Raw genomic sequence first — 17,459 nt, 5'->3', positions numbered from 1 at the left:
GCTACGCCGCTCCCCGACAGGAGGGGAGCTCAGGCCTGCTTCGCCTCCGCGACGGACCTGAGCGACGCGAGGCCCTTGTCGAAGTCCTTGCCGATCGCCTTGTCGAAGAACAGCCTGCCCATGACCGCGAACAGCAGGTTGCGCCGGCCGCTCATGGTCCAGGCGACCCGGGTGCGGTCGCCGTCCGCGGTGAGGTCGAAGGTCACGACGTTCTGCGCCTTGAACGGCTTGAGGAACTCCAGGTCGACCACGACCTGCTCCGGCGTGATGGAGGTGAAGGTCATCCGGCCCTCGCCGGCCTGCTTGTTGCCCGACCACTGGTACGACGCGCCGACGCCCGCGCCGTCGTACGTGCGCTCCAGGTCGGGGTCGAGGCCCTCCCACGGCGACCAGTGGATCCACTCGTGGAAGTCGGAGACGAGGCCGTGCACCGTCGCGGCCGGGGCGTCGATCGTGGTCTCGTGGGTCTGCGAGAAGGCGGGCACGGCGCGCAGCCTACTCAGAACGATCCGGCCTTGACCGACATCACGTCGGGCAGGTCCGCGGCGATCGGGCGCCAGCTCTCGCCGTCGTCGGTCGAGGCCCACACCGAGCCGTTGCGGGCACCGAAGTAGAGGCCGGCCGGGTCGTGCGCGTCGACGCACATCGCGTCGCGCATGACGCCGACGTAGAAGGCGTCGGGCAACCCGTCGCCGTACGCCGTCCAGGACTCGCCCGCGTCGTCGGAGCGCCACACCCGCGCCTGCGCGTGCGGCGGATAGCGCCGATCGCCGCCGCCGAGCGGGAAGACCCAGATCGTGTCCGGCCGGTGCGGGTGGACGACGATGGGGAACCCGAAGTCGCTGGGCAGGTCGTCGCCGATGGAGGTCCAGGAGCCGCCCTCGTCGTCGGAGCGGTAGACGCCGCCGTGGTTCTGGGCGTAGAGCCGCTCGGGCCGGCGCGGGTGGCGGGTGACCTTGTGGACGCACTGGCCGAACGCGGGGTACCGCTGCTCCTCGGGGAGGAAGTCGGCGCGGATGCCCTGGTTGCGCGGCTCCCAGGACGCGCCGGCGTCGCTGGTGCGGTAGACGCCACCGGTCGAGATGGCGGCGGTGAGCGAGCGGGCGTCGTCGGGGTGCGGGAGCACGGTGTGGAACGCCTGGCCGCCGAAGCCCTCGCCCCACTCGGCGCGGTGCGGGTGGTTCCACAGGCCCTCCTCCAGCCGGAAGCTCTCGCCGCCGTCGTCGGAGGTGAAGACCGCGCCCGGCTCGGTGCCGGCGTGGAGCACGCCGTCCTCGACGCCCGGCACGATCTGCCAGATCCGCTCCACCGTGGCGCCGGCACCCTCCGGGAACCGGATCGCGCCGTTCGGGGTCTCCTGCCAGGTCGCACCCAGATCGTCGGACCAGCGCAGCTGGGGGCCGAGCCAGCTCGACGAGGCGCCGGCGAACAGCCGCGGCGTCGTACCCCGGGTGTCGACCAGGCAGGAGTAGACCTCCTCCATGTCGTGGTGCGGCCCGGTGAGCGTCCAGTCCCGCCGGTCCTCGGAGCGGCCCACCCACAGGCCCTTGCGCGTGCCCACCATCAGGATCGTCGTCATCGCTTCCTCCTCGACTGCGCGCCGGCTCCGCACCGACTGGTCCTCCCCACTGTGACCCCGACCACCGACGGAAGTCATCGGCCGGCACGCGAATCTTCTTGTGTCCGTGGCCGCCACGGATGTAGTGCACCCGGCGACGCCCGAGGCTGGACCCATGACGACGCTGCTGGCCACCCTGGTCCTGGTCCCCGACCGCAGCGACGAGGTGCTGGCCCGGCTGCGCGGCGAGGTCGCGCCGTGGCTGCGCCGCCTGCCCGGGTTCGTCACCAGCCGCTGGCTGCTCGCCTCCGGCCACGACCGCTGCACGGTCCTCGTGGAACTGGCCGACGTAGCCGCCGTACCGGAGCTCGAGGCGGCGCTCGCCCCCGGCACGCACGACACCGCCCGGTCGTGGTGGTGCGAGCGGCTCGAGGTCGTCGAGGACCTCGGGCTGGCCGCCCGGCCGAGCATCACGCTCTGACCTGGCCGGCCCGGCCAGGGCCGGTCAGGGCCGGTCAGGGCCAGTCAGGGCCGCAGGTGGGCGGCGAGCCCGCCGCGGTCCGCGCAGCCGGTGCGCTGGAGCAGCCGGGCCACGTGGGTCTCCACGGTGCGGACCGAGAGGTAGAGGCGCTCGGCGATCTGCCGGTTCTGCAGTCCCTCGGCGACCAGCTCGAGCACGTCGTGCTCGCGGGCGGTGACACCGAGGCGCTGGAGGTGGGGCGGCACCCGCTGCGCGCCCGCCGCCTTGCGGGGCACGGCGAAGCCGGCCTCGCGCATCGCGACCCGGCAGCCCGACGCGGCCTCGGTGAGGCCGTAGCCGACGAGGCCGTCGAGACAGTGCCGGAGCCACGGCTCCGGCGTGCCCCAGCCGTCACGGGCGGCGGCGACCGCGACCAGGAGCCGGGCGTGCAGCTCGGGCCACGGCTCGCGGCCCGGCAGCCCCCACTCGGCGTCGGCGAACACCCGCTCCGCCTCGGCGGTGTCCCCCGCGCGGCCGAGGGCGATCGCGTCGGCGTAGCGCAGCGCGAACAGGTTGTGCGGGCTGTTGGCCTGAGGCCCCGTCCGCACCTCCTCGCGCGCGGCCGCGCCGTCGTCGGTCAGCGCCGTCTCGAGCAGCGCCCAGAGGCCGCGCAGCGAGAACGGCAGGCTGGGCGAGAGGCGGTGGTACTCCATCGCCGTCGCGAGTTGGGCCCGCGTCTCGTCGTACCGGCCGTGGGCGAGGGCGACGAAGCCCCGCACGTGGCCGGGGACGCCGACCGCGCGCAGCGCCTCGTCCATCGGCTCGCCGGCCGCGACCGCGATGTCGGCCTCCATCGCCTGCGTGTCGCCGGCCAGCCCCTGGGTCGCGGCCCGCAGGAGGTAGGCCATGGCGAGGTCGGGCAGCCGGAGCCGGGTCATCATGGCGATCGCGTTGCCGATCGCCTCCATCGCGTCGTCGAGGTCGAGGTAGCGGATCCGGACCATGTTGAGCTCGATCTCGATCCGGGCGGCGGTCCCGATCGCCCCGGCGCCGAGGGCGAGCTGGCGCGCGGCGACCAGGCGGTCCTCGGTGGGGCGGCGCGCCGCGAGGTCGAGCGAGCCGAGCGCCGCCAGCAGCCGGCACCGCCACAGCGGCAGGTCGTGGGCGTCGGCGAGCCGGTAGCCGGACTCGAAGGCGTCCTCGGCGGCGACGAAGTCCCGCGCGCGAGCGGCCCGTCCGAGCACCTCCCACGCCTCGCACGCGATCTCCGGGCGGTCCTCCCCGACGGCCGCGAGCGCTGCTGAGGCGCATTCAGCCGCGGCCACGTCGTCCTCCCGGCCCAGCGCGAGCCGGGCGGCGAGCACGTCCTCCTGGACCGGGTCGTGCCCGGCCGCGCCGGCGAGCAGCGCGTCCGCCTCGTTCCACAGGCCGCCGGCGAGGAGCGCCCGCGCCAGCCGGAGCCGTACGGCGGCCAGCCGGCCCGGCTCGCCGGCGAGCTCGGCGGTCAGCCGCTCCCCCGCGGTCAGCGCCCGGGGTACGTCGCCGGCGAGGGCGTGCACCTCGACCTCCGCCTCGCGCACCCGGACCTCGAGCGCGCTGCCCGGCGCGCAGCGGTCCAGCGCCCGGCGGATGGCCTCGCCGGCACTGACCAGCGCACCGCGGCCGATCGCGTCGCGGGCCGTCGCGAGCCACAGCTCCACCGCCCGGGCGTCGTCCCCGGCGGCCTCGAACAGCTCGGCGAGCTGGTGGTGGTCCTCGGCGGCCGCGGCGTCGTCGGTCGTCCGGGTCGCGAGAGCGGCGGCGAGGAGCCCCGCGAGCCGGGAGCGCTCGGGGGCGAGCAGGCCCCCGAGGACCGCCTCGCGGGTGAGCGCGTGGCGGAAGACGAACCGGTCCGGCGGGGCCGGGACGACCAGGCGCTGGTCGCGGAGCTCGCCGAGCGCCGCCGCGACGACGCCCTCCGAGAGCCCGAGCGCGGAGGCCACCAGCCGCCAGTCGAGCTCGGGGCCGAGCATCGCCGCCGCCGTGGCGACCTCGCGCGCGACCGGCCCGACCTCGGCGAGCCGGCCCTCGACGGAACGGACGAAGGGCCGCGGCACCATCACGGGCAGCGGCGCCACGAGCGACCAGGAGCCGTCCTGCTCGGCGAGGGCACCCGCGTCGCGCAGGTCGGCCAGCATCTCCTCCACGAGCAGCGGGTAGCCCGCGCTGTACCGCTGCAGCCACCCGACGACCTCGCCCGGCGGCTCCCCGCCGAGGCAGGCGATCGCGACCGCGGCGACGTCGTCGTCCTCCATCGGCAGCAGGTCGACGGCCTCGGCGCAGCGCCGCCGCTCCAGCGCGGCGACCAGCTCGTTGGCGGCGGGCGACTCGTGGAGCCGGCTGGTCACGAGCACCACGAGGGGGACGTCGCGGGCGTGGTCTCCGAGGTACTCCACCAGCGCCAGGGTCTCCGGGTCGGCCCAGTGCAGGTCCTCGACGACGAGCACCATGCCCGGGGCCGGCACCGCCTGCGCCAGGCGTAGGAGGCCCTCCCCGAGCAGCATCACCGACGACGGCGCGTCGGGGGCGACCGGACCGAGCTGGGGCGCGAGCCGCGCGAGCGTGGGGAGGTACGGCGCCAATAGCCGGTCCTCGGGGACGCTGCGGGTGCGCAGCCAGGCGAGCAGGGCCTCGCTGAGCGGGCGGAGCGGGGTCGGCGTACCGGAGGGGACGGCGCGGCCGGACAGCACCTCCAGGCCCTGCACGGCGGCGTCGGCCGCGAGTGCGGTGGCCAGCCGGGACTTGCCGATACCCGGGTCGCCGCGGAGCACCCAGAGCCCGCCCCGACCCTCCCGGAGGCCGTCGAGCGCGGCCGTCAGGCGCGCCCGTTCGACGGTCCGCGAGACGAGCACGGGCGAGCGCACCCTCGGCATCGTAGGGGGTTCGCCAGATCTTGGCTCCGGGTCTCCGTGGGTTGTCTCCGTGGCGCCGGACCTTGGTTCGGTGGTGCTCGCGGATGTGACCGGTACCCCTCCGCGGCGAGCGTGGGTGTCATCAGCCCGACCGCGGGCTCCTACGAAAGGCACCACGAATGCGAAAGCAGCTTCTCGGACTGACGACCGCAGCGCTCGCTGTCGGCACGCTCAGCCTCACCAGCAGCCCCGCCCAGGGGGTCGGCGGCATCGACGGCGGCAACATCAGCGGCTCCGGCGACGTCCCGACCTCGGTCGACGTCGCCGCCTTCGGCTCCGGCGACGCGATCGCCGCCTGGTCACGTCCGGTCGTGGGCGGCACCCGTGTGTACGCCGCGATCGCGACCGACGGCGTCTGGGGCGCCCCCAAGGCCGTCACGGCGACCGCGGTCACCGACGCCCACGACGTCCGGGCCGTCGCCAACGACGCCGGCGACCTGGCCGTCGTGTGGAACCAGACGATCGGCGGCGAGCACCGGGTGCGCGGCTCCCGCCACCTCGGCAACGGGAGCTGGGACGGCTCGACGCCGCTCAGCCCGGCTGTCGATGTCGAGACCGTCGAGTGGATCGACGCCGACATGGACGGCGCGGGCCGGGTGCACCTCGCCTACGAGGCCGAGAACGACGGCGCGCACCGGGTGTCGGCCACCGTGTGGGCCAAGGGCGGCACCCCTCAGTTCACCACCTTCGGGGCGCACACCTTCCGCCCGTCGCTGGACGTGAGCCCGGCCGGCGCCGTCCTGATGTCGTACTTCACCGACGACGGCGGCGACGAGGTCATGGTCACGCGACGCACCGCGGGCGCGGGCTGGACCAGCCCGAAGCCCGTCGCGTGGAACGGCAACCTGTCCGAGGAGACGGTGGCGGCGATCGCCGACGACGGCCGCGGCGCGGTCCTGGTCGGCGGCTGGGAGGACGCCGGGGCCCGGGCGGTCGTGACCCGGGTCGACGCCGCGGGTGGGCTCGGCGGCGCCGAGCTGGTCTCCCCCGGCGGGGTCGGCACCGCCTTCCGGGACCTCGCGGTCAGCCCCAACGGGACGATGCAGGTCACCTGGACCGCCTTCGAGAACGGCACGACCTACGTCATCCGCGCCGCGGTCGCCAAGCCCGGCCAGGACTTCGGCGGCGCCGGGCTCGCGGACCCGGGCACGGTCACCAACCAGCGGCACCTCAGCCTGGTCTCCGACCGCGGCGCCCAGGTCGTCGTCCACGACGACGCGGACCGGCTGACGCTGCGGCACCGGACCAACCCGGTCCTCGGCTTCGGCGAGTACGACGCCGGGACGGCCGACGGCCCCTTCGCCGCCGCCATGGACCGGGAGGGCAACGTGGTCGCGACCGGCGTCGTGGAGAACGGCTTCTCGTCGTACGTCGAGGCGGACTTCCTCGACATCGCCGGCCCGGCCGCCCAGGTGACCGGTCCCGGCGCCCAGGTCGCGACGCCGTCGTTCCCGGTCTCCTGGAGCGTCACCGACTCGCTGTCGGGCGTGAAGAGCACCGACGTGATGGTCCGCTCGGCGTCCTGGAACAGCGGGTTCGGCCCGCAGCAGGTCATCGGCGACGACGTGACCAGCTCGTCGCGGCAGTTCGCCGGCGCCTTCGGCGGCACCTACTGCTTCCAGGTGCAGGGCACCGACAAGGCGGACAACCTCGGGTTCCGCTCCGACGAGCGCTGCACGACGGTCCCGCTCGACGACACCGCCCTGGCCGGCAAGAAGTGGAAGCGGGTCGCGAAGGCCGGCGCCTTCAACGGCACCGCGACCACGACGAAGAGGAAGGGCCGCAATCTGGTCCTGCCCGGTGTCCAGGCCCGCCACCTCACGCTCCTGGTCACCAAGGCCAAGAAGGGCGGCAAGATCAAGGTCACCTGGAACGGCACCCTGCTGAAGAAGGTCGGCCTCAAGGGCACCGGCCAGGCCACCATCGCCCTCGCCGACTTCTCGAACGTCCAGACCGGCACGCTCAAGATCAAGGTCATCGGCAAGAACGGCCGCAAGGTCACCATCGACGGGCTCGTCGTCGGCAAGTGATCCCCACCGGCTGATCCCCACCGGCTGATCCCCACCGGCCCGCGAACCGCCGACCCCACCGGGTCGGCGGTTCGTCGCTTTCCCAGGAGTCGTCCTACGTTTGCACCGTGCACCCGACCCCTCGCCACGGACCGCCGGTGGGTCTGGCGATCGGGCTGGTGCTGCTGGGGATCGGGTCGGTGCAGCTCGGTGCGGGGTTCGCGAAGCTGCTCTTCGACGACATCGCGCCGAACGGCGTGGTGTGGCTGCGGCTGGCGACCAGCTCGCTGGTGCTCATGCTGTGGGCGCGGCCGCGGCTGCGGGGGCGCACCCGGGAGGACTGGCTGGTCGCCGCCCGGTACGGCGCCTGCCTCGGCGCGATGAACTGGGGCATCTACCAGTCGTTCTCCCGGATCCCGATCGGGGTCGCGGTGACGATCGAGTTCATCGGGCCGCTGGTGCTGGCCACGATCGGGTTCCGCCGCCCGCGCGACCTCGGCTGGGTGGTGCTCGCGGCGCTGGGGGTGCTGCTGCTCGGCTTCGAGCGCGGCCATCTCGACCCCGTCGGCATCGCGTACGCCGTTCTCGCCGGGGCGGCCTGGGCCGGCTACATCCTGTCCAGCGCCGCCACCGGCCGGCGGTGGGAGGGCATCGACGGGCTGGCGGTGGCCAGCCTGGTCGCCGTCCTCCTCCTGACGCCGCTGCTGCTCACCGTCGACGCCGCCGACCTGGCCGACCGGCGGGTGCTGGTGCTCGGCGCGGCCGTGGGCCTGCTCAGCTCGGTGGTGCCGTACAGCGCCGAGCTCGCCGCCCTGCGCACCCTGCCCGCGGCGACCTTCGGGGTGCTGATGAGCCTGGAGCCGGCCGCCGCCGCGCTCGCCGGGCTCGCCGTCGTCGGCGAGGCGCTCGCGCCCGTCCAATGGGTCGCGATCGGCTGCGTCGTGGTCGCCAGCGTCGGCGCCACCCGCGCCACCCGCGCGGCGGTTCACCCAGATGTCACCCCGACGTGACCTGCCGTCACCCCGGGCGGCCGTAGCGTGGGCCTTCCCCCATCCCCCATCCGGAGCGGTCTCGCGATGACACCTCCCACCCGTCTCCTCCATTCCTGGGCCGTCGCCCTCCAGCTACGGGCGCGCCGCAACGCCATGGTCGCGCTCACCGACTGCACCCGCCGGCGCGCCGAGCGCGAGGACGTCGAGCGCTTCCTCGCGGACCGCGCCGCGGCCCGGCGTACCCCGCTTGCCGACGGCTCGGTCTCGCTCCACGCCTGACCGTCCACGCCGCCGGCTGGCCGGGTCCGGCAGAATCGGCACCATGTCGACCTCCGCTCCCCGGCCCGAGCAGCGTGTCCGGTCCGCGTCGATCGCCTTCCGCGACATCCTGTCCGACGACGGGACGCACGTCCGCGCCTGGACGAACGACCCCGACGGGGAGATCGACGGGCCCACCGTCGTGCTCTGCAACGGGCTCGGCACGAACCCCTACCTGTGGCCGTGGCTGCTCGAGCCCGACTGCGGCGTGCGGGTCGTGTCGTGGAACCACCGCGGCGTCGGCGGCTCGGAGCGCCCGGCCGATCCCCGGCACGTCGAGATCGAGCACTTCGTCCAGGACGGGCTGTCCGTCATGGACCACTTCGGGATCGACAGCGCGGTCCTCATGGGCTGGTCGATGGGCGTCAACACCGCCTTCGAGATGACCTACCGCCACCCGGAGCGGGTGCGCGGGATCTTCGCCATGTGCGGCGTCCCCGGCGACACCTTCGCCACGATGCTCGGCCCGCTGCACCTGCCGCGGCTGGTCGCGCGACTGGTCACGGTGAACGCCTGCCGGGTCGCCCAGTACGCCGGCTGGGCGGTCAACCCGCTGGTCCGGCACCTGCCGATCAACGCGCGCACGGTGCGGCTGCTGGGCCGCACCGGGTTCATGTTCCCGATGGCCGACCCCGAGGCGGCGGCGATCGGCCTGCAGGAGTTCGCCACCACGCCGATCGACTGGTACGCCCACCTCGCGATCAGCACCTCACGGCACCCACGGGTGCGGCTGAGCCGGATCGAGGTGCCGACGATGTTCGTCTCGGCGACCTGGGACGTCCTGGCCGGCGCCCGCGACATGGCCAGCGCGTCGCGGCGACTGGCCGGGAACGGCAGGCAGAGCACGTACGTCGAGCTGCGCGGCTCCCACTTCGTCCAGCTGGAGCAGCCGGAGCGGGTCCACGGCCTGCTGCTGGAGTTCCTGGAGCAGCTGTCGTGAGGCGGCTCGCCGGCCTGGCCGTACTGGCGCTCCTCGCCGCGGGCTGCGGCCAGGGCGGCAACGTCAGCGAGGTCGACGTGATGGGCACCGCCACGGCCGCTCCCACCGGGTCGGTCGTCGACGGCGAGGTCATCTTCACCATCGACGGCGTCCCCGACGTCGTCGCGACCGTCGCCAGCGGCCTCGAGACGCCCTGGGGCGTCGACTTCCTGCCCGACGGCCGCGCCGTGGTCACCGAGCGCGACAGCGGCCGGGTGCTCGTCGTGACGCCGCCGGAGGTCGGCGGCAACGGCGCGACCACCGACGACGAGGGCGAGGTCGTCGAGGTCGGCCACATCCCGGAGACCGCGCCCGTCGCCGAGGCGGGCCTGCTCGGCGTGGCCGTCTCCCCCACCTTCGCCTCCGACGGGCTCGTCTACTTCTACGTCTGCACCGACGACGACAACCGGGTGGTGCGCGCGAAGCTCGACGGCGACGAGCTGGGCGCCACCGAGCCGGTGCTGACCGGGATTCCCAACGGCCGCATCCACGACGGCGGCCGGCTGGCGTTCGGCCCCGACGGCTTCCTCTACGTCTCCACCGGCGAGACCGGCGACGACGAGCTCGCCCGCGACCGGGAGTCCATGGCCGGCAAGATCCTGCGGATCACCGCGGACGGCGAGCCCGCCCCCGGGAACCCGTTCGACGACGCCGTCTGGTCCTGGGGCCACCGCAACGTGCAGGGCCTGGCGTTCGACGACAAGGGCCTGCTGTGGGCCTCGGAGTTCGGCGACAGCAAGGCCGACGAGCTCAACCGGATCGTGCCCGGCGAGGACTACGGCTGGCCGGTCGTGGAGGGCAAGGGCGGGCCGGCCCGGTACACCCAGCCGCAGCTGACCTGGAGGACCGACGAGGCGTCGCCCTCCGGCCTCGCGTACGCCGGCGGGTACCTCTGGATGGCCGCGCTCAACGGCGAGCGGCTGTGGCGGATCAAGGTCGCCGACGGCCAGGTGAGCGACCCGACGGCGTACTTCGCGGGCGAGAAGGGCGGCGCCGGCGAGTACGGCCGGCTGCGGACCGTCGTCCGCGCGCCCGACGGCCGGCTCTGGCTGACCACGAGCAACGAGGACGGCCGCGGCGACCCGGCCCCCGACGACGACCGGATCCTGCTCATCGAGCCGTAGCCGCACACACCCGCTCCGACCGGCACGTTTGCCCGGTGAGCACCCGGGAAGGTAGCCCTGCGTCTCACCTTCTGGCCGACTCGGGACCTCGTTTCGCAGCAGGTCGGCCGCTACCTCTCTAAGGAGCTCCACCATGCGCAGGCTCGCCTCCGCTGGCGTCGTCGTGATCACCTCGATCGCCCTCGCCACGCCGGCCCTGACGTCCACCGCCGCCGCTGCCCCCGGCACCGCCGACAGCCCGGCCACCTCGGCTGCCGGTTACGCCGCCAAGGTGAAGGCGAAGGCCAAGAAGAACAAGATCAAGATCAAGAAGTCCGCGCCCGGCGTCCAGCCCGGCATCAAGAAGCTGGTGCTGACCGCCACGAAGCTCCGCGGCTCCGGCAAGGTCAAGTTCACCATCACCGGCGACAACGGGGTGAGCCTCAAGGCGAAGGCCAAGGCCAAGAAGGGCAAGGCCAAGCTCAACGTCCCGCCGCTGGGCACCGGCCACTACAAGGTCAAGGCGAAGTTCAAGAAGCAGAAGGGCAAGACCAAGTTCGAGGTCTACGACTCCGCCCTGAGCGTCAGCACCACCACGCTGACCTGCTCCATCAGCAACGCCGCCAAGCGGACGCCGCTGTCCGGCAGCGTCCGGTACAAGGGCGCGCCCGCGGCCACCGGCTACGTCGACTTCTACCGCAACGGCAATATCGCCGGCGGCAACCAGTCGCCCGACTTCCTGGGCTTCGCCTCCTTCTCCCCCGCCGGCTCCGGCCAGTTCAAGACCGGGAGCGACGGCAAGGGCTTCTGCACGAAGATCACCTCGGGCAGCGGCCTCGCCGGCGGCAACATCGCGCCGCTCGGCAAGGGCACCTACACCTTCCAGGCGTACTACACCAAGGACGCCGGGTACGACGACTACGTCTCGTCGAACTTCCTGACGGTGACGGTCGTCGACTGACCGGGATCTCCCAGCGCTACCGGCGGGCCCGCTCCTCAGGGGCGGGCCCGTCCGCGTCGTCAGCGGGGCACGGCCGCGGGGTCGATCCGGGCCTTGCGGGCGGCCCGGCGCAGCGTGACGAGCACGGCCGGGCCGAGCAGCACGATGGCGAGCGCGTTGGTGATCGCCCGGCCGGTGTCCCAGCCGCCCGTGGAGGTCAGCAGCGTGTAGACGAGGAAGTGGTGCAGGTTGTCCAGCACCGCGGCGCCCGGGACGTAGGACAGCTCCGAGGAGTCCTGGCCGGGGACCTGGATGCCGGCGATGAAGGGCCAGCCCTGGAGGTTCATCAGCAGGCCGTAGGCGTAGGCCGAGACCACGCCGTACACCGTCAGCAGGGCGATCTCGCGGCGGCCGCGCACCCGGCGGGGCAGCAGCCCGGCGCCCATGCCGACCCAGGCGGCGACGAGCATCTGGAACGGCAGCCACGGCCCGACACCGGCGGTCATCAGGGCCGAGGCGAACAGCGAGGTGCAGCCGAGGACGAAGCCGAACCCCGGGCCGAAGACCCGGCCGCCGAGGATGAGCAGGAAGAACACCAGCTCCAGGCCCGCCGTACCGGCGCTGAGCAGGCGGAGCACCGCGTTGACCGCGCTGAGCACCCCGAGCACGGCGAGCACCCGGGCGTCCATCCCGCCCTCGCTCAGCTCGGCGAGCACCACGCCGAGGATCACCGGCAGCAGGAGCAGGAAGAGGAACGGCGGGTCGACGCGCTCGGCGTTCGGGTCGACGTCGAGGAGCAGCGGCCAGGCCAGCATCAGCAGGCCGATCACCGAGGTGATGACGAGGACGACGCTCGAACGGAGCCGGAGGGGTACGGCGGCGCTCACGGCCCGACCCCGGCCGTCAGGCCCGCGGCGACGTCGTCGACGCTCAGCCACCCGGCGCCCAGCACCTTGGTGACCTGCGGCGCGAACGCCGGGGACTCCGACACCGTGGGCACGACCGGGCCGGCGGACACCACCTCACCCTCCGCGAGGACCACGAGGTCGTCGGCGACCTGCGCGACGAACTCCACGTCGTGCGTGGCGACGAGCACCGCGCGCCGGGCGCCGGGCTCCTGGGCGAGCTCGCGGAGCAGGCCGGCCAGGGCCCGCTTGGCCGGGTAGTCCAGGCCGCGGGTCGGCTCGTCGAGCAGCAGCACCGGCGGGCGCGCGGTGAGCACGATGGCCACCGCGAGCGCGAGTCGCTGCCCCTCGGACAGGTCGCGCGGATGGCGGTCCGGGTCGATGCCGGGGGCCAGCCGCTCGAGCAGTCCGGCGCAGGTGCCGGCGGCCGCGTCCGCCGAGGCGTCGGCGGCGGTGCACTCCTCGGCGACGGTCTCGAGGTAGAGCAGGTCGGCGGGGCTCTGCGGCACCAGTCCGGTGGTGGCGCGACGCTGCTCCGGTGTCAGGCTCGCCGGATCGCCGCCGGCCACCCGCACGCTGCCGCTGCCCGCGGCGTGGCGGCCCTGGAGCGCCCACAGCAGCGTCGACTTGCCGGCGCCGTTGCGGCCCATGAGGGCGGTGACCGTTCCCGGGCGGAGGGTGAGGTCGACCTCGCGCAGCACGGGCGTGCGGCCGTGGGCGACCACCAGGCGTCGTACCTCGACGAGGGGATCCCCGGCGGCGGCGACCCGCTCCCGGTGGGGCGGGTCCCCCAGCCGGGCGCGCAGGTCGGGCGCGCGGCGCCGGGCGTCGCGCACGGTGAGCGGCAGCGGCCGCCACCCGGCGAGCCGGCCGAGCTCGACCAGCGGCGGGGCGATCGGGGCGTCCTGGAGGACCTCGGCGGGGTCGCCGACCCGGGCGCTCCCGGGGCGGGCCGGGTCGCCGCCGAGCAGGCAGAGCCGGTCGGCGAAGGGCACCACCCGCTCCAGGCGGTGCTCGGCGACCAGGACCGAGACGCCGAGGTCGTGGACCAGCCGGGTCAGCGTGGCCAGCACGTCCTCGGCGGCCGTCGGGTCGAGCGCCGACGTGGGCTCGTCGAGCACGAGCAGCCGCGGGTGGGTGGTCAGCACGGCGCCGATCGCGACCCGCTGCTGCTGCCCGCCCGACAGGGTGCGCAGGTCGCGGTGGCGCAGGTCGGCGATGCCGAGCAGGTCGAGCGTCTCCTCCACCCGGCGGCGCATGGTCGGCGCCGGCAGCCCGAGCTGCTCCATCCCGAACGCCAGCTCCTCCTCCACGGTGTCGGTGACGAACCAGGCGGCGGGATTCTGGCCGACGTACCCGATGGCGTGGGCACGCTCCCGGGCCGGCCGGTCGACGATGCCGGTGCCGTCGAGGAGGACGTCGCCGGTGAGGGTGCCGCCGGTGTACGACGGCACCAGGCCCGCCACCACGCCGAGCAGGGTGGACTTGCCGACCCCGGTCGGGCCGGCGAGGACGACCAGCTCGCCGTCCGCGACGGTCAGGTCGATGCCGTCGAGGACGGTCGCCGCCGAGCCCGTCTCGGGGTCGTCGTAGCGCAGGGTGATGGCGCGCAGCTCGAGCATCAGGCGGGCACCTCCTCGCGCCGCTGGGCGGTGACGGGCAGCGGCGCGGCCCAGACCGGGAGCACGGCGACGAGCGCGGCCACGAGCGCCGGTAGCGACACGCCGGGGACGGCGAGGACGCCGGGGTGGGCGAGCTGCGGGTCTCCGTTCCACACGGCCCACATGCCCGCGCCGGCGGCGATGCCGGAGGCCGCGACGAGGAGCTCGGGCAGGCGCCAGCGGTCGGGGCGGTACCGGGTCCGCCGGACCCGCCGGCCCGCGAGCGCGAAGCCGCCGAGCGCGACGAGCATCCCGAGCGCCAGCATCGGCAGCGCCAGCACCCGCGGGGCGGTGTCGTCGAGGAAGGCGTAGACGCCGACGCACACGCCGAGCAGGCCGGCGATGATCAGTGCCCCGGTGGTGCGGCGCTGCGCGGTGGTGAGCTCGCCGGTGCGGCCGTAGCCGCGGGCGTCCATCCCGGCGGCGAGGGCGAGGGAGCGGTCGAAGGAGTCCTCGAGGATCGGGACCAGCAGTCGTCGTACGCCGCGGATCCGGCGGAACCGGCCCACCGGTCCCCCGCGCAACTGTTGCGCGGCGCGCACCCGGCGGGCGCTGTCGGCGAGCTGCGGGACGACGCTGATCGCGACGGTCATCGCCGTACCGATCTCGTAGAGCGCGGGCGGCAGCGACTTCATCAGCCGCTTGGGGTTGGCCAGCGCGTTGGCGGCGCCGACCGCGATCAGCAGCGTGGCGAGGCGCAGTCCCTCATAGGTCGCGGCGAGCAGCTCCTCGCGGGTGAACGGCCCGAGCAGCGAGATGCCCGCGGCCCAGTCCGGGAGCGGGATCGTCGGGAGCGTGAAGAGGACGTGGCCCGGGACGTCGCCGCCGAGCAGGACCCGGAACAGGATGCGGACCACGACGACCACCACGCCCAACCAGGCGTAGAGCCGGAACGAGCGCGCCCACGGCTGGTCGGAGCGGCAGGTGAGCACGACGAGGGTGATCACGCCGAGCAGGACGAGCAGCAGGAACGGGTTCGTCGTGCAGGACGCCGCGACCGCCAGCCCCACCGCCCAGACCCACCACGCCACGGGATGGAGGTCCCGCGGCAGCCTCATCGACCGCCGCCCATGGCTCAGGCCTTGGCCCCGCGGCGCCGGAGGAGGGGTACGGCGGCGGCCGCGCCCAGCACGACGACCACCAGGCCGACGCCCAGCCAGGCCGGGAAGCCGCTGCCGTCGTCGTCACCGCCGGCGCCGGCGTCGGCCGAGGTCGCCTCGGGACCGTCGGTGATCTCGTCGATCGAGGGCAGGCCGCTGGTCGCGGTCTGGCTCGGGGTGTCCGAGGGCGCGGCGGTGCTGGTGGCGTCGGTCGGCGCCTCGGTGGGGGCGGTCGTGCTCGGGGACGCGCTCGGGGACGTCGTCGGGGTCGTCGAGGACGCGCTGGGCGACGGCGTCGCCGACGGCGTGGCCTTGCCGGTCTTCTTCGCGCTCTTGCCCTTCCCGCCCTGTCCGCTCTTGGTGGGGCTCGGGCTCGCGGACGGCTTCGGGGCGGTGGCCCGCGGCGTCGCGGCGACGTCCGGCGGCGAGGCCTTCCCGGCGCCCTGGTGCCAGGAGAACGCGACGTACCCGCCGTCGGGCACCTTGAGCCCGCCGACGCCGCGGTTGGCGTAGATCCAGGTGCCGGACCGGCCGTCGGACCACCACAGGCTCCAGTAGGCGTCGGTCTCGGTGCAGTGCCCGTCCGCCGGGTTGCCGTTGACCTTGCAGACGAACCCGCTCATGCCGGACGCCTGGCTGTACTCGATGGTGTATCCGGCGTCGGCGAAGTTCTTCGCCGCCACCTCGCCTGCGGCGACCGAGGGGTCGCAGCCCGCGCTGATGCCCGCGCCGAGCTCGCCTGCGTCGACGACCACGGTGACCCGCCCGTGCCGCTGCACGCTGCCGCGGTGGCGGGCGCGTGCGGAAGCAGCACCACGGCGGCCGCGACGAGGAGCGTCGCGGCCACCGTGCGCAGGGACCTGGTGGGCGTCATTCAGACGACCCGGGTCGTGGCCTTGCCCGTGCGGTCGGGGAACTGGCCGGTCACCTTGACCTTGGCCTTGCCCTTCTTCTTGACCTTGACCTTCACCTTGGCGACGCCCTTGGCGTTCGCGACGCCCGAGGCCTTCTTCTTGCCGACCTTGACGGTGACGGTCTCGCCGGCGGCGAGGCCCTTCACCTTGATGGTGGCCTTCTTCTTGGCCTTGAGCTTGCCCTTCACCTTGACCTCGAGCTTCTTGGCGTCGAGGGCCTTGAGGGTGGCGGTCGCGCTGCCGCCCGCGTAGCTCAGCGTGAGCGTGTGGTCACCCGTACCGCCCGGGACCAGGAAGGTCGTGCTGCCCTGGCCGACGAACCACTGCGTGGCGCCGACACCGGTCAGGCAGGCGGTCTGGCCGGGACGCAGGCCACCGACCTGGACCGTGGCCGGCTGGCCGGCGTCGACGTAGCCGGTGGGCGCGGTCAGGGACCCGGTCGTCGCCGGGCGCGTGGGCAGGTAGGCGAGGCCGGCGAGGGCCTGCGCGCCGGCGATCACCCAGGTCTGCTGGTCGGTGGCGGTGATCCCGTCCTTGATCGCGTCCCTGATGTTCTTGTCGTCGTAGGCGAGGGCGCCGGTCTCGCCGGCCAGCGGCGTCGCGCCGCAGGCCGCCGGGACGGCCGTCACCTGGTGGTCGGCGACCCAGGTCGCCGCGGCCTCCGCCTTCGCGGTCTCCCCGGCCTCACCGAGCGCCCAGGCCGCCAGGCCCGAGCCGTTCGCCTCGCTGGTGGTGCCGTTGGCGTTGTCGCCCCAGTCGCCGAAGCCGCCGTCGGCCCGCTGCTGGCCGTCGAGCCAGGCGATGCCGTCGTCGATCGCCGCCGCGACGTCGGGGTCGTCCTGCTGGGGCAGCAGGGCGAGCACCGCGTACGCCGTGCCGTCGGGTACCGAGACGCAATCGCCCGTCTGGAAGTCGTCGTATCCCCAGCCCCCGTCGTCGCACGCCTGCTCGATCAGCTTGTCGGTCGCGTCCGCGGTCTTGGGGCTGCTGGCCTCCCTGAGCACCTGGACCGCCCAGGACTGGCCGTAGACGTCCTTGGACCCGCCGAGCTGCCCGTCCGCCTGGATCACGCCCTCGAGAGAAGTCAGCAGATCGAGGCCGTCGATGTCCTCGATGTCGAAGTCGGCCGCCTGATACAGGGCAGCAGCCTTGGCCAGACCACCGGTGTTGGTGACCTCGGGCGTGCCGACGTAGTCGGCGAGAACCGCTTGGACACCGGTCAGCGCGGTGTTCAGCTGAGGTGCGTCGGGATCGGTCTCCAGCAGGCTCAGCCCGAAGTCGATCGTGGTGCCGATGTCGGTGGTGGACTGGCCCTGCCAGTCGAGGTAGGTGAACAGGCCGTCCTCGTCGAGCTGGTCGGCGAGCCAGCCGGCGGCCGCCTCGGCCTCCGCGTTGACGGGAGCGGCGTGGGCCACCGGGGTCGGCCCGGCGACCATCAGGCCGCCGGCGACGACGGCACCGCCGGCGACGGCAGCGACCGCGCGGCGTACGGGGAAACGTGGGGACATGTGGGGCCTTCCCGCTGCGATCAACGGGCGGGCCCAGATTCCTGGTGCCACTGACCCGCTG

General features: G+C 74.2%; 15 protein-coding genes. 7 read left to right on the top strand and 8 right to left on the bottom strand.

Going from position 1 to position 17,459, the window contains the following annotated elements; genetic code table 11:
* Window positions 1-29 precede the first annotated feature (29 nt).
* Window positions 30-485: an SRPBCC family protein gene (locus FIV44_RS24100; protein WP_141006663.1), complete on the bottom strand. Its 456-nt coding sequence runs from the start codon at window positions 483-485 to the stop codon at window positions 30-32.
* A 14-nt stretch (window positions 486-499) separates the two neighbouring features.
* Window positions 500-1,579 carry a WD40/YVTN/BNR-like repeat-containing protein gene (locus FIV44_RS24095; RefSeq protein WP_141006662.1) on the bottom strand — a complete coding sequence of 360 codons (1,080 nt, stop codon included), beginning with the start codon at window positions 1,577-1,579 and terminating at the stop codon, window positions 500-502.
* 154 nt (window positions 1,580-1,733) lie between these two features.
* Between FIV44_RS24095 and FIV44_RS24090 the strand changes: the two genes are divergently transcribed.
* Complete coding sequence (locus tag FIV44_RS24090; RefSeq protein ID WP_141006661.1) at window positions 1,734-2,039, top strand: hypothetical protein; 306 nt, start codon at window positions 1,734-1,736, stop codon at window positions 2,037-2,039.
* A 44-nt stretch (window positions 2,040-2,083) separates the two neighbouring features.
* Here the strand turns inward: FIV44_RS24090 and FIV44_RS24085 are convergent, their stop codons facing one another.
* Entirely contained in the window at window positions 2,084-4,921 is a 2,838-nt protein-coding gene (locus tag FIV44_RS24085) for an ATP-binding protein (RefSeq protein WP_181410798.1), read from the bottom strand.
* 167 nt (window positions 4,922-5,088) lie between these two features.
* On the opposite strand from FIV44_RS24085, the gene FIV44_RS24080 reads away from it, so the two are divergent.
* From FIV44_RS24080 to FIV44_RS24055, 6 genes are all read left to right on the top strand, one after another.
* Complete coding sequence (locus tag FIV44_RS24080) at window positions 5,089-6,999, top strand: hypothetical protein (RefSeq protein WP_141006659.1); 1,911 nt, start codon at window positions 5,089-5,091, stop codon at window positions 6,997-6,999.
* 107 nt (window positions 7,000-7,106) lie between these two features.
* Window positions 7,107-7,988 carry an EamA family transporter gene (locus FIV44_RS24075; RefSeq protein ID WP_246086590.1) on the top strand — a complete coding sequence of 294 codons (882 nt, stop codon included), beginning with the start codon at window positions 7,107-7,109 and terminating at the stop codon, window positions 7,986-7,988.
* Window positions 7,989-8,054: 66 nt separating this feature from the next.
* The gene (locus FIV44_RS24070) at window positions 8,055-8,249 is read left to right on the top strand and encodes a hypothetical protein (protein WP_141006658.1); all 195 of its coding nucleotides are present in this window, start codon (window positions 8,055-8,057) and stop codon (window positions 8,247-8,249) included.
* 43 nt (window positions 8,250-8,292) lie between these two features.
* Window positions 8,293-9,228: an alpha/beta fold hydrolase gene (locus tag FIV44_RS24065; RefSeq protein ID WP_141006657.1), complete on the top strand. Its 936-nt coding sequence runs from the start codon at window positions 8,293-8,295 to the stop codon at window positions 9,226-9,228.
* Window positions 9,225-10,391, top strand: a complete 1,167-nt coding sequence (locus FIV44_RS24060; RefSeq protein ID WP_246086589.1) for a PQQ-dependent sugar dehydrogenase — start codon at window positions 9,225-9,227, stop codon at window positions 10,389-10,391. The genes FIV44_RS24065 and FIV44_RS24060 overlap by 4 nt, the downstream gene beginning before the upstream one ends.
* A 133-nt stretch (window positions 10,392-10,524) precedes the next feature.
* Window positions 10,525-11,331, top strand: a complete 807-nt coding sequence (locus tag FIV44_RS24055) for a hypothetical protein (RefSeq protein ID WP_141006656.1) — start codon at window positions 10,525-10,527, stop codon at window positions 11,329-11,331.
* Between the two features lie 59 nt (window positions 11,332-11,390).
* On the opposite strand, the gene FIV44_RS24050 is transcribed toward FIV44_RS24055, so the two are convergent.
* The 5 genes from FIV44_RS24050 to FIV44_RS24030 form a co-directional block, all read right to left on the bottom strand.
* Window positions 11,391-12,197: an ECF transporter S component gene (locus FIV44_RS24050; RefSeq protein WP_342778847.1), complete on the bottom strand. Its 807-nt coding sequence runs from the start codon at window positions 12,195-12,197 to the stop codon at window positions 11,391-11,393.
* On the bottom strand, window positions 12,194-13,837 hold the full coding sequence (locus FIV44_RS24045; RefSeq protein WP_141006655.1) for an ABC transporter ATP-binding protein: 1,644 nt from the start codon (window positions 13,835-13,837) through the stop codon (window positions 12,194-12,196). Before FIV44_RS24045 ends, FIV44_RS24050 begins: the two co-directional genes overlap by 4 nt.
* The gene (locus tag FIV44_RS24040) at window positions 13,837-14,934 is read right to left on the bottom strand and encodes an energy-coupling factor transporter transmembrane component T (RefSeq protein ID WP_141006654.1); all 1,098 of its coding nucleotides are present in this window, start codon (window positions 14,932-14,934) and stop codon (window positions 13,837-13,839) included. The genes FIV44_RS24045 and FIV44_RS24040 overlap by 1 nt, the downstream gene beginning before the upstream one ends.
* Before the next feature lie 17 nt (window positions 14,935-14,951).
* Complete coding sequence (locus tag FIV44_RS24035) at window positions 14,952-15,755, bottom strand: hypothetical protein (protein ID WP_141006653.1); 804 nt, start codon at window positions 15,753-15,755, stop codon at window positions 14,952-14,954.
* Window positions 15,756-15,850: 95 nt separating this feature from the next.
* Window positions 15,851-17,398 (bottom strand): prenyltransferase/squalene oxidase repeat-containing protein, encoded by a 1,548-nt coding sequence (locus FIV44_RS24030; RefSeq protein WP_141006652.1) that lies wholly within the window; start codon window positions 17,396-17,398, stop codon window positions 15,851-15,853.
* Window positions 17,399-17,459 lie beyond the last annotated feature (61 nt).

It is taken from the genome of Nocardioides humi, assembly GCF_006494775.1.
Taxonomy (GTDB): domain Bacteria; phylum Actinomycetota; class Actinomycetes; order Propionibacteriales; family Nocardioidaceae; genus Nocardioides; species Nocardioides humi.
The sequence above is the reverse complement of the archived record's forward strand: the minus strand, read 5'-3'. Positions and strand labels throughout refer to the sequence as shown.

What these genes read in the sequence shown, in the direction of transcription:
- FIV44_RS24030 (WP_141006652.1), bottom strand. Translation starts at nt 17,398, where the DNA reads ATGTCCCCACGTTTCCCCGTACGCCGCGCGGTCGCTGCCGTCGCCGGC.
- FIV44_RS24080 (WP_141006659.1), top strand. Translation starts at nt 5,089, where the DNA reads ATGCGAAAGCAGCTTCTCGGACTGACGACCGCAGCGCTCGCTGTCGGC.
- FIV44_RS24090 (WP_141006661.1), top strand. Translation starts at nt 1,734, where the DNA reads ATGACGACGCTGCTGGCCACCCTGGTCCTGGTCCCCGACCGCAGCGAC.
- FIV44_RS24095 (WP_141006662.1), bottom strand. Translation starts at nt 1,579, where the DNA reads ATGACGACGATCCTGATGGTGGGCACGCGCAAGGGCCTGTGGGTGGGC.
- FIV44_RS24045 (WP_141006655.1), bottom strand. Translation starts at nt 13,837, where the DNA reads ATGCTCGAGCTGCGCGCCATCACCCTGCGCTACGACGACCCCGAGACG.
- FIV44_RS24070 (WP_141006658.1), top strand. Translation starts at nt 8,055, where the DNA reads ATGACACCTCCCACCCGTCTCCTCCATTCCTGGGCCGTCGCCCTCCAG.
- FIV44_RS24055 (WP_141006656.1), top strand. Translation starts at nt 10,525, where the DNA reads ATGCGCAGGCTCGCCTCCGCTGGCGTCGTCGTGATCACCTCGATCGCC.
- FIV44_RS24065 (WP_141006657.1), top strand. Translation starts at nt 8,293, where the DNA reads ATGTCGACCTCCGCTCCCCGGCCCGAGCAGCGTGTCCGGTCCGCGTCG.
- FIV44_RS24040 (WP_141006654.1), bottom strand. Translation starts at nt 14,934, where the DNA reads ATGAGGCTGCCGCGGGACCTCCATCCCGTGGCGTGGTGGGTCTGGGCG.